8 protein-coding genes are annotated in these 11,725 nt (G+C 72.6%); all 8 read right to left on the bottom strand.

Annotated elements, in window-relative coordinates:
* Positions 1-88: 88 nt before the first annotated feature.
* Positions 89-643 carry a GNAT family N-acetyltransferase gene (locus EST92_RS27805; RefSeq protein WP_129283498.1) on the bottom strand — a complete coding sequence of 185 codons (555 nt, stop codon included), beginning with the start codon at positions 641-643 and terminating at the stop codon, positions 89-91.
* A gap of 43 nt (positions 644-686) precedes the next feature.
* Positions 687-1,532 carry a GNAT family N-acetyltransferase gene (locus EST92_RS27800; RefSeq protein ID WP_129283497.1) on the bottom strand — a complete coding sequence of 282 codons (846 nt, stop codon included), beginning with the start codon at positions 1,530-1,532 and terminating at the stop codon, positions 687-689.
* A gap of 173 nt (positions 1,533-1,705) precedes the next feature.
* Positions 1,706-2,863 (bottom strand): flavodoxin-dependent (E)-4-hydroxy-3-methylbut-2-enyl-diphosphate synthase, encoded by a 1,158-nt coding sequence (gene ispG, locus EST92_RS27795; protein WP_129283496.1) that lies wholly within the window; start codon positions 2,861-2,863, stop codon positions 1,706-1,708.
* Between the two features lie 174 nt (positions 2,864-3,037).
* Positions 3,038-4,339: a site-2 protease family protein gene (locus EST92_RS27790; protein WP_129283495.1), complete on the bottom strand. Its 1,302-nt coding sequence runs from the start codon at positions 4,337-4,339 to the stop codon at positions 3,038-3,040.
* A complete protein-coding gene (dxr, locus tag EST92_RS27785) occupies positions 4,336-5,610 on the bottom strand; it encodes a 1-deoxy-D-xylulose-5-phosphate reductoisomerase (RefSeq protein WP_129283494.1) in 1,275 nt (424 codons plus the stop codon). The genes EST92_RS27790 and dxr overlap by 4 nt, the downstream gene beginning before the upstream one ends.
* Before the next feature lie 145 nt (positions 5,611-5,755).
* The gene (locus EST92_RS27780; RefSeq protein ID WP_129283493.1) at positions 5,756-7,675 is read right to left on the bottom strand and encodes an acyl-CoA dehydrogenase family protein; all 1,920 of its coding nucleotides are present in this window, start codon (positions 7,673-7,675) and stop codon (positions 5,756-5,758) included.
* A gap of 442 nt (positions 7,676-8,117) precedes the next feature.
* Positions 8,118-9,578 (bottom strand): aldehyde dehydrogenase family protein, encoded by a 1,461-nt coding sequence (locus tag EST92_RS27775; protein WP_129283492.1) that lies wholly within the window; start codon positions 9,576-9,578, stop codon positions 8,118-8,120.
* A 220-nt stretch (positions 9,579-9,798) separates the two neighbouring features.
* Positions 9,799-11,475 carry a PucR family transcriptional regulator gene (locus EST92_RS27770; RefSeq protein ID WP_129283491.1) on the bottom strand — a complete coding sequence of 559 codons (1,677 nt, stop codon included), beginning with the start codon at positions 11,473-11,475 and terminating at the stop codon, positions 9,799-9,801.
* Between the last annotated feature and the right edge of the window lie 250 nt (positions 11,476-11,725).

Below are 11,725 nucleotides of genomic sequence, written 5' to 3'. Positions count from 1 at the left end.
GGCGCCGCAAAGCGCAACGGCGAGCAACACCCACGGCGGGACAGCCGACAGCGTGGGAAGCAAAGCCGAGCGCAGGCGCAACGGCGGGTCAGCCGACAACGTGGGAAGAAGGCCGCATCAGCGGCAACGGTGCACCCATGACCGCATACGGCGTAGGCGCGCTCGGGAAGAGGACGCGGCGGGCCAGGTCGTGGTAGCCGAGGGAGCGGTAGAGGCGGCGGGCGGGGCTCTCGGTGTCGATGGCCGAGAGGATGGAGCGCGGTTCGTGGGCCTCGTCGGTGAGGCGGGTGAGCAGTGCCCGGCCGATGCCGCGGTGCTGGTAGGCGGGGTGGACGTGCAGCTCGGTGATGGTGAAGGAGTCGTCGAGCCAGTGGTCGAGGGAGGCGCTGCGGAGGTAGGGCTCGACGACCGTGGACCACCAGTGGGCGCGGTCGTTGGGCATGCCGTAGACGAAGCCGATCAGCCGGCCGTCGGGGGTGGTGGCACCGAGGGCGCGGGCGCCGGTGCAGCCGAAGTGCCGCAGCACGATGTGCCGGCGGACAGCGATCTCCTCGTCGCTCAGGCCGAAGGCGAGCGCCTGGACGGCCAGCGCGTCGTCCACGCGGGCAGCGAGATCAAGGGGGCCGACCGCGACGTCATCCATGCCCGGAGCGTACAAGGCCTCGGGCGGGAACAGTACGCCGAGATCAGAACAGCACGCTCATGAACGCGCCGACCTCCTCGAAGCCCACCCTGCGGTAGGAGGCGCGGGCCGCGGTGTTGAAGTCGTTGACGTAGAGGCTGACGACGGGGGCGACGTCGCGCAGGGCGTAGCGCAGCACGGCAGCCATGCCGGTCTCGGACAGGCCCTTGCCGCGGTGGGCCGGGTCGACCCAGACGCCCTGGATCTGACACGCCCGCTGGGTGGCGGCGCCGATCTCGGCCTTGAAGATGACCTTGCCGCCCTCGATCCGGGCGAACGAGCGGCCGGCGCCGACGAGTTCGGCGACCCGGGCCTGGTAGAGGAGTCCGCCGTCGCCGGCCATCGGGGAGATGCCGACCTCCTCGGTGAACATGGCCACGCACGCGGGCATGATCAGGTCCATCTCGTTCTTGCGGATCCGCCGGACGTCCGGGTCGGGGGCGATCTCGGCGGACGGTGCGGTGGTGACCATCAGGGGCTGGTGGGCACGGATTTCCCGGGCCGGACCCCAGTAGGGCTCCAGAAGCGACCACAGCTCGGCGGTGGGGCCCGCGGGGCCGACGATGGACGAGCAGCGGCGGCCCTGGCGGCGGGCGCGTTCGGCGAAGCCGCGGACGGCCTCGGAGGTGGCGCAGACCGGGACGAGGTTGGCGCCGGCGTAGCAGAGCGACTCCAGGCGGCCGCCGACGTACCAGCCCCACATCTCCCCGCCCAGCCGCCAGGGGTCGAGGCCGGCGATCTGGACACGAGCGGCGACAAAGGCATTGGCGACCGGATCGCGGTCCAGGACCGCGAGGGCGTCGTCGAGCTCCCCGGGCTCGAGGACCTTGATGGCAGTGGTCGTCAGCACGTGTCGGACAGCCTCACCGTTACGGGCCTGGGAGGCCAGGCGGGAGCAGGTCCTGGCACTTTACCTCGCGCCTGCGGGGAGCACCCGGCCCCGGCGGGACGGATTGTTCCGGGCGGCCGGGAGCCCCGCGGCCCGGTGCGGGCGGCGGGGCTCGGCGGCTGCGGGCGGCGGTCTCAGCCGGCGGCGGAGACGACCGGGGCGCCGGAGGCGACGCCGTCCGCCTCCATCTGTGCGGCGATCTTCAGCGCCTCTTCGATGAGGGTCTCGACGATCTTCGACTCGGGGACGGTCTTGATGACCTCACCCTTGACGAAGATCTGGCCCTTGCCGTTGCCGGAGGCGACGCCGAGGTCGGCCTCGCGGGCCTCGCCGGGGCCGTTGACGACGCAGCCCATGACGGCGACGCGCAGCGGCACCTCCATGCCGTCCAGGCCCGCGGTGACCTCGTCGGCGAGCTTGTAGACATCTACCTGGGCGCGGCCGCAGGACGGGCAGGAGACGATCTCCAGGCGGCGCTGGCGGAGGTTGAGCGACTCCAGGATGGAGATGCCGACCTTGACCTCTTCGGCGGGCGGCGCGGAGAGCGAGACGCGGATGGTGTCGCCGATGCCCTCGCTGAGCAGGGCGCCGAAGGCGACGGCCGACTTGATGGTGCCCTGGAAGGCGGGGCCGGCCTCCGTGACGCCGAGGTGGAGGGGGTAGTCGCACTGGGCGGCGAGCTGGCGGTAGGCGTTGACCATCACGACCGGGTCGTTGTGCTTGACCGAGATCTTGATGTCGCGGAAGCCGTGCTCCTCGAAGAGGGACGCTTCCCACAGCGCGGACTCGACGAGCGCCTCGGGGGTGGCCTTGCCGTACTTCTGCAGCAGGCGGCGGTCCAGGGAGCCGGCGTTGACGCCGATCCGGATCGGGGTGCCGGCGTCGGAGGCCGCCTTGGCGATCTCCTTGACCTTGTCGTCGAACTGCTTGATGTTGCCGGGGTTGACGCGGACCGCGGCGCAGCCGGCGTCGATCGCGGCGAAGACGTACTTCGGCTGGAAGTGGATGTCCGCGATGACCGGAATCTGGGACTTCCGGGCGATCACGGGCAGCGCGTCGGCGTCGTCCTGCGTCGGGCAGGCGACCCGGACGATCTGGCAGCCGGAGGCCGTCAGCTCGGCGATCTGCTGCAGCGTCGCGCCGATGTCGGACGTGCGTGTGGTCGTCATCGACTGCACCGAGACCGGTGCGTCTCCGCCCACGGCGACCGTCCCGACCTGGATCTTGCGGCTGACCCGGCGGTCGGCAAGCTTGGTCGGTACGTCCGGCATTCCCAGTGAAATGGCAGTCATCTGGCGAGCAACCCCAAGGTGTGGATCAAGGCCCCGCAGCGGCGGGCTCCGGCCTTCGAGGTTACGGCACGGTGGTTGCTATGAGCACATCGCGCCCCTGTGGTGCCACGAAAGGAGACGGCCGGACACCTCCAAACGCCACGGAGGTGTCCGGCCGCCGGCCAAACGTGCTTTCTAGGTCAGCTTCACCGGATTCACCACGTCGGCGACGAGCACCAGCAGGGTGAAGCAGATGAAGATCCCCGCGACGACGTAGGCGACCGGCATCAGCTTGGCGACGTCGAAGGGGCCGGGGTCGGGACGCCGGACGATCTTGGCGAAGGCACGCCGGATCGACTCCCACACGGCCCCGGCGATGTGTCCGCCGTCCAGCGGCAGCAGCGGCAGCATGTTGAACAGGAACAGCGAGAGGTTGAAGCCGGCGACCAGGAAGAGCATGGTCGCCACCCGCTGCTCCGGCGGGATGTGCAGGGAGAAGACCTCGCCGCCGACCCGGGCCGCGCCGACCACGCCCATCGGGGAGTCCTGCTTGCGCTCACCGCCGTTGAAGGCCGCGTTCCACAGGTCCGGGACCTTGCCGGGCAGGTTCACCAACGAGGAGACGCCCTGCTCGACCATGTTGCCCATGCGGTCGACGGACTGCCCGAACGACTGCTGGACCACGCCGCTGGCCGGGGTGAAGCCGAGGAATCCGGCGCTCACGAACTGGCCGGGCACATAGCCGCCGTGGCCGTCGGTCTTGGCGACCTTGTTCTCGATCAGGTCGGCGTGCAGGGTCGTGCGGGCGCCGTGCCGCTCGACGACGAGGGTGGCGGGCCCGGTGGTGTCGCGGATCTGCTGCTGGAGGGCGCCCCAGTCCGGGACGGGGCGCCCGTTGAACGACACGATCTTGTCGCCGGCCCGCAGGCCCGCGGCCTTGGCCGGGGAGTCCTTGGCGCCGGCCGGGCACTTGTCGGTCTTGGCGGCGGCCGAGATGACGCAGTCCGAGACGGAGCCGACCGAGGTCGTCTGGGTGTTGATGCCGAAGCCCATCAGCACGCTCATGAAGATCACGACCGCCAGGATCAGATTCATGAACGGCCCGGCGAACATCACGATGACGCGCTTCCAGGGCTTGCGGGTGTAGAAGAGCCGCTTCTCGTCGCCGGGCTGCAGCTCCTCGAAGGCCGCCGAGCGGGCGTCCTCGATCATGCCGCGGAACGGCGAGGTGGAGCGGGCCTGGAGCTGTCCGTCGTCCCCGGGCGGGAACATCCCGATCATGCGGATGTAGCCGCCGAGCGGGACGGCCTTGACGCCGTACTCGGTGTCGCCCTTCTTACGGGAGAAGAGCGTCGGACCGAAGCCCACCATGTACTGCGGCACGCGGATACCGAACATCTTGGCCGTGGAGAGGTGGCCGAGCTCGTGCCAGGCGATGGAGAACAGCAGGCCGACGACGAAGACGACTATGCCGAGAATGGTCATCCAGGTCGTCATGCGCGAGCCTCCGAAGGTGTCCGTGCCGCACGGGCGGCCAGTTCGCGGGCGCGGGCGCGCGCCCAGGTCTCCGCCTCCAGGACGTCCGCGACCGTCAGGGAAGTTCCCCGGGCGGGCGTGCCGTGTTCGGCGACCACATCGGCGACGGTATCCACAATCCCTGTGAACGGCAGCCCGCCCTTGAGGAATGCCTCCACGCATTCCTCGTTCGCCGCGTTGAAGACGGCCGGGGCGGTGCCGCCCAGATCACCGACGTGGCAGGCCAGCGGGACGGACGGGAAGGCGGACCCGTCCAGCGGGAAGAACTCCCAGGTCTGGGCCTTCGTCCAGTCCACGCCCGGTGCGGCGTCCGGGACCCGCTCGGGCCAGCCGATGCCCAGCGCGATCGGCATCCGCATATCGGGCGGGCTGGCCTGGGCGAGCGTGGAGCCGTCGGTGAACTCCACCATCGAGTGGATGTAGGACTGCGGATGGACGACGACCTCGATGCGGTCGAAGGGGACGTCGAACAGCAGATGCGCCTCGATGACCTCCAGGCCCTTGTTGACGAGGGTCGCGGAGTTGATGGTGACGACCGGGCCCATCGACCAGGTGGGGTGGGCCAGCGCCTGCTCGGGGGTGACACCGGCCAGCTCCCGCTTCGTACGGCCGCGGAACGGGCCGCCGGACGCGGTGACCACGAGCTTGCGGACCTCGGCACGCGCGCCGCCGGCCAGCGCCTGGAAGAGCGCGGAGTGCTCGGAGTCGACGGGGATGATCTGGCCGGGCCCGGCGACCGCCTTGACCAGCGGGCCGCCGACGATCAGCGACTCCTTGTTGGCGAGGGCCAGCACCCGGCCCGCCTTCAGGGCCGCCAGTGTCGGGGCGAGGCCGATGGAACCTGTGATGCCGTTGAGGACGGTGTGGCAGGGCGAGGCGGCGAGTTCGGTCGCCGCGTCGGGGCCGGCCAGGATCTCGGGCAGCGGCTCGCCCGCGCCGTAGCGGTCCGCCAGCGCCCTGCGCAGCGCGGGCACCGCGTCCTCGCGGGCCACCGCGACGGCGGTCACCCGCAGCTGGTGCGCCTGCTCGGCGAGCAGCTCGACCCGGCCGCCGGCCGCGGAGAGCGCGGTGACCCGGAAGCGGTCGGGGTTGCGCAGCACGATGTCGATCGCCTGGGTGCCGATCGAACCGGTCGAACCGAGGATCACCAGGGAACGGGGCCCGCTCGGGCCGTCCGGGTCGCCGGCGGCCGGCTCGAAGCGCAGGTGCGGGTGGGCGAGGGAGTCCGTCATGAGGTCCATTGTGGCCGGTCGCCGGGGGGCGGTGGACACCAAGGGCGGGTTAGCCGATCATGCGGGCCCGGAGGCGGCCGACACGTCCCGGGGCCGCCCCGGCGGATCACCGCCGGGGCGGCCCCGGGATGCGGGCGCGTCCGGTTCAGCGGATGGGCCGCCGGACGTTGTCCGTCATGCTCGGGCCCGGGGTGGCGTCGGCGATCCAGGGGCCGTCGCCGCTGGGGTCGACGATGCCGTCCTCCAGCCAGGTGTAGCTGCCGTCGAGCACTCCGGAGACGACCTTGCGGTCGAGTTCGTCGGTGTTGGTCCACAGCCGGCCGAACAGCTCCTCGACGCGGATCCGCGCCTGCCGGCAGAACACATCGGCCAGCTGCTGCGCCTCGCGCCCGTGGTCGTCGGTCTCCCGCAGGTACTCGGCGCGGACGCAGGCGGCGCTCATCGCGAACAGCTCGGCGCCGATGTCGACGATCCGGCCGAGGAAGCCCTGCTTGGTCTCCATCCGGCCCTGCCAGCGGGACATCGCGTAGAACGTGGAGCGGGCGAGCTTGCGGGAGGTCCGCTCGACATACCGCAGATGCCCGGCGAGCATCCCGAACTCCTGGTAGGTACGCGGGAGTTGGCCCGGTCCGGCGACGAGCTTGGGCAGCCAGCGGGCGTAGAATCCGCCGGCCTTGGCCGCCGCCCTGCCCTTGTCGGCGAGGGTCTTGTCGGGGTCGATGAGGTCGCCGGCGACCGACAGATGGGCGTCCACCGCCTCCCGGGCGATCAGCAGATGCATGATCTCCGTGGAGCCCTCGAAGATCCGGTTGATGCGCATGTCGCGCAGCAGCTGCTCGGCGGGGACCGCGCGTTCGCCGCGGGCGGCGAGCGAGTCGGCGGTCTCGAAGCCGCGGCCGCCGCGGATCTGGACGAGTTCGTCGGCGATCAGCCAGCCCATCTCGGAACCGTAGAGCTTGGCGAGGGCGGCCTCGATGCGGATGTCGTTGCGGTTCTCGTCGGCCATCTGGGAGGAGAGGTCGACGACCGCTTCGAGGGCGAAGGTCGTGGCGGCGATGAAGGAGATCTTGGCGCCGACGGCCTCGTGCTTGGCGACCGGGCGGCCCCACTGCTCACGGGCCCCGGACCACTCGCGGGCGATCTTCAGGCACCACTTGCCGGAGCCGACGCACATCGCGGGCAGCGACAGCCGTCCGGTGTTGAGGGTGGTCAGCGCGATCTTCAGGCCGGCGCCCTCGGGGCCGATGCGGTTCGCGGCCGGGACCCGCACCTGGTGGAAGCGGGTGACGCCGTTCTCCAGGCCGCGCAGGCCCATGAAGGCGTTGCGGTTCTCGACCGTGATGCCCGGCGCGTCCGCCTCGACCACGAACGCCGTGATGCCGCCCTTGTGCCCCTCGGAGGCGGGCACCCGCGCCATCACGACCAGCAGATCGGCGACCACGCCGTTGGTGGTCCACAGCTTCACGCCGTCGAGCACGTAGTGGTCGCCCTCCGGGACGGCCACGGTCGCCAGCCGGGCCGGGTCCGAACCGACGTCGGGCTCGGTCAGCAGGAACGCCGAGATGTCCGTCCGCGCCAGGCGCGGCAGGAACGTCTCCTTCTGCTCCTTGGTGCCGAACAGCTTCAGGGGCTGCGGTACGCCGATCGACTGATGCGCGGAGAGCAGCGCGCCGATGGCGGGGCTGGCGGTGCCGACCAGGGCCAGCGCCCGGTTGTAGTAGACCTGGGTCAGTCCGAGGCCGCCGTACTTCGGGTCGATCTTCATGCCGAGCGCGCCGAGCTCCTTGAGCCCCTTGATGGTCTCGTCCGGAATCGTTCCCTCTCGCTCGATCCGGGCGCTGTCGATCTTCGTCTCGCAGAACTCACGCAGCGTGGCGAGGAATTTCTCGCCGCGGCGCACGTCGTCGACCGCGGGGGTGGGGTGCGGATGGATCAGGTCGAGCCGGAAGCGCCCCAGAAACAGTTCCTTGGCGAAGCTGGGCTTGCGCCAGTCCTGCTCGCGGGCCGCCTCGGCGACCTGGCGTGCTTCGCGCTCGGAAACGTTGCGGATGGATGGAGCGGTCATCAGGAGCTCACCTCGCCGCGGGTTCGGCAGTTCAGCGCCGGCGGCCGGTCGGCCGCTGGACAGCGCTACTTGTGAGAGTTACCCGATCCGCACGGGTTGCACCACTGGAGGTACGAGGAGAAGCCGGGCGCAAGGGCGCCCGCGCGCCATGGGAGGCCTGCGCCCCGGCGCCGGTCCCTGAGGACACCCGGCCCTCGGCCCTTCGGGGGGGTGGGGCACGGCCTCCGCCGCCGGGCCCGCCGCACCCGCCGCGGGCCGGAACGGGCCGGAACGGGCCGGAACGGGCCGGAACGGGCCGGAACGGCGGACGCGGCGCGCTCCGCACCGCAGGGTGCCGAGCGCGCCGCGCCGGGGCCGGCGCCGGAGCGCCGGGCGTGGCCCGGAGGGTGATACGGCCCGAGGACGGCCGTCGCTGTCCACCTGGCCGGGCCGGGCCGGTGGGTTACAGCGCGAGTCCGGTGAGGACCATGACCCGCTCGTAGGTGTAGTCGTCCATCGCGAAGCGCACGCCCTCGCGGCCCACGCCGGACTGCTTCACGCCGCCGTACGGCATCTGGTCGGCGCGGTAGGACGGCACGTCGCCGATGATCACGCCGCCGACCTCCAGCGCGCGGTGGGCGCGGAACGCGGTCTGCAGGTCGTGCGTGAAGACGCCCGCCTGCAGGCCGAACTTGGAGTCGTTGACGGCCGCGAACGCCTCGTCGACGCCCTCGACCTTGGTCAGGCTGAGCACCGGTCCGAAGACCTCTTCGCAGGCGAGGGTGGCACCGGCGGGCACGTCCGCCAGCACGGTCGGCGCGTAGGAGGCGCCGTCGCGCTTGCCGCCCGCGAGCAGCTTCGCGCCGCGCTCGACGGCCTCGTCCACCCAGGACTCGACGCGCCGGGCGGCGTCCTCGCTCACCAGCGGGCCGACCTCGGTCGCGTCGTCGGAGGGGTCGCCGGTGACCTGTGCCTCGACGGCCGCCACGATCTTCGGCACCAGCCGGTCGTAGACGGACGCGTCGGCGATCACCCGCTGCACCGAGATGCAGGACTGGCCGCCCTGGTAGTTGGAGAAGGTGGCGATGCGCTGCGCCGCCCAGTCCAGGTCCGCCTCGGAGGAGAAGTCCGGCAGCACGACGGCGGCGCCGTTGCCGCCGAGCTCCAGGGTGCAGTGCTTGCGCGGCACCGAGTCCAGGATCGCGTAGCCGACCTTCTCGGAGCCGGTGAAGGAGACCACCGGCAGCCGCTCGTCCTGAACCAGCGCCGGCATCCGGTCGTTGGGCACCGGGAGGATCGACCAGGAGCCGGCCGGCAGGTCGGTCTCGGCCAGCAGCTCGCCGATGAGCAGGCCGGAGAGCGGGGTGGCGGGGGCCGGCTTGAGGATGATCGGGGCGCCGGCGGCGATGGCCGGGGCGACCTTGTGGGCGCAGAGGTTCAGCGGGAAGTTGAACGGGGCGATGCCCAGCACCGTGCCGCGCGGGAAGCGGCGGGTCAGCGCGAGCCGGCCGGCGCCGCCCGCGTCGGTGTCCAGCCGCTGCGCCTCGCCGCCGTTGAAGCGGCGGGCCTCCTCGGCCGCGAAGCGGAACACGGACACGGCCCGGCCGACCTCGCCGCGCGCCCACTTCATGGGCTTGCCGTTCTCCGCGGAGATCAGCCGGGCGATCTCCTCCGTACGCTCCACCAGCCGGCGGTGCACATGGTCCAGGGCGGCGGCCCGTACATGCGCGGGGGTCGCGGCCAGCTCGTCCTGAACCGCGACGGAGGCCGCGATGGCCTCCTCGACCTGCGCCTCGGTGGGGACGCTCACCGTGCCGACGAGACGTCCGTCCCAGGGGGAGGTGACATCGAAGGTGGCCTCACCGGTGGCCTCGCGGCCGGCGAGCCAGAAGGCGGTGGGGGCTGCATCAGTGGGGATCGGCACAGTGGAACCCGGCCCTTCAGAAGTGGTGGGTGGTGCGCATGGCTCAGCGAGCGCCTCTGCGGTTTTGACTCTGCACCCAAGGTAGGGGGACGGCGGCGCCGTGGCGTTTGTCCGTAGCGGAGTAATCGACGGGCCCGCCTCTCCGCGGTGGAGGGGGCGTACGGGGTGGGTCGCGAACGGCGACGGACCGGCCGTCACAGGGTGGGCAGCGGACCGGCCGTCACAGGGAGGGCGACGGGCCGGCCCCGCCCTCGTTGCCCTGGGAGGTCGAGGTCGCCTTCAGCGCCAGCCACAGCTCCATCCGCACGTCCGCGTCGTCCAGCGAGCGCCCCAGGATCTCCTCCACCCGCCGCATCCGGTATCGCAGGGTGTGGCGGTGGACGCCGAGGTCGGCGGCGGCCGCGTCCCACTGGCCGTGCCGGGCCAGCCAGGCCCGCAGCGAGGCGACCAGATCGCCGCGGCCGGTCGCGTCGTGCTCGCGCAGCGCCCGCAGCAGCCCGTCCGCGAAGGCGCGGACCGCGTCGTCGGCGAGCAGCGGCAGCACGGATCCGGCCGCCACGTCCTCGTGCTCGACCAGCGCCCGGCCGCGCCGGCGGGCCACCGACAGCGCCTGTTCGGCCTGGCGGTAGGCGTGCGCGGCGGCCATCGGTCCGGTCGGCGCCGAGAGCCCGACGGCCACCGTCCCGCCCCGGCCGCTCTCCCCGCGCCCGGACCGGCCGCGCGGGCGCGGCCGCGCACCGGCGCGGGCCTCGGCCTCGGCGGCGTAGCCGGCACAGGCGTCCGCGGCCGCGCCGCCGTCCGCGACGAGCACGATCAGCCGGCCGCCGTCCGGCACGGCGAGCAGCGCCTCACCGGTCCGGGCGGCCGCGGAGTCCATCGCGTCGGCCAGCCCGTCGAGGCCCCCCGGGGAGACGGCGCCCTCGGCCGCCCCCGGCGACTGTTCCTCGGCGGGCACCGGCTCGGCGACCACCACCCGGAACGGCGCGTCCAGCAGTCCGCCGTAGAGCCGCCCCGCCACCGCCCGCGCATGGTCCGGCTCCCCCGCGAGCAGCATCTTCAGCACCGCCGCGCCCAGCCGGGCCTCGGCGTCCTGCAACGCCCTGGACCGCTCGGTGGTCAGGGTGAGCAGCGCGACCGCGGAGTGCACGGCGTAGCGCTCGGCCGTGCCGAGCGGCGCGGCGGTGCCGACCGCGAGCACCCCGCGGGCCCGCCGCCCCGTGCCCAGCGACTGCAGTTCGACCCGGTCGTCGCCGTCGGTGTCGCTGACCACGGAGCTGGCGGGTGCGGGCCGCTCGCGCAGCCGCCCGACGTCCTCGGCGAGCCGGGCCGCGCGCCGGGCCGCCCAGTCGGGGGCGGCGGCGACCACCGCGCCCGAGGCGTCGTAGAGCGCGGCCCAGCCGTCCAGATGGGCCGCGAGCCGGGCCAGGAGTTCGGCCGGGCCCTCGGTCCCGAGCGCCGCCCGGGTCAGCTCCCGCTGCGCCTCGAACCCCGCGGTCACCGCGCGGTACTGGTCGGCGGCGACGGCCGCCGAGACCGCCTTGCTGATCGCGATGAACGGTGTCCTGCGGGGCACCCCGAGCAGCGGCAGCCCCTCCTCCCTGGCCGCCTCGACCAGCGCCGCCGGCACCCCCTCGTAGTTCACCCCGACCGCGAAGCCCAGCCCGACCACCCCGGCCCGCGCGACCCGCCGCACATAGCTGCGGGTCGCCTCGGCGTCCTCCGCGTCCAGCTTGAGCGCGGTGATCAGCAGCAGCTCGCCGCCTTCCATGTACGGCACCGGATCGATCAGCTCGCTCGCGTGCGCCCAGCGCACCGGCACGTCCAGGTGCCCCTCGCCGGCGAGCACGGTCAGCTTGAGCGCGGTGTGGTTGACCAGGGAAGCGAGCGTGTGCGGCATGGGACCTTCGTGACGTCGACGACTGCGGGGGACGGCCGATCGACAACCGGTCACCGGCAGGGCCGGGGGACCGGCCGCCGACCCACTGTTTTTTCGCCGCCCCGTATGAACGGCCAGTGTCGATTCTGCCTCAGCGGAGGAATCCGGGGGACCCACGGGCCGGACATTCCCGCCGCCCCCGGTCCCGCCCTCGCCGCGTTCTTCGACCCCACCGGGGGCACCCGGCAGGTCTCGCTGCGCGCCCTGGACC

The sequence above is a fragment of the Streptomyces sp. TM32 genome (assembly GCF_004122755.1).
Lineage (GTDB): Bacteria > Actinomycetota > Actinomycetes > Streptomycetales > Streptomycetaceae > Streptomyces > Streptomyces sioyaensis.
Note: the sequence above shows the minus strand (reverse complement) of the source record. Positions and strands in the feature narration are given on the sequence as shown.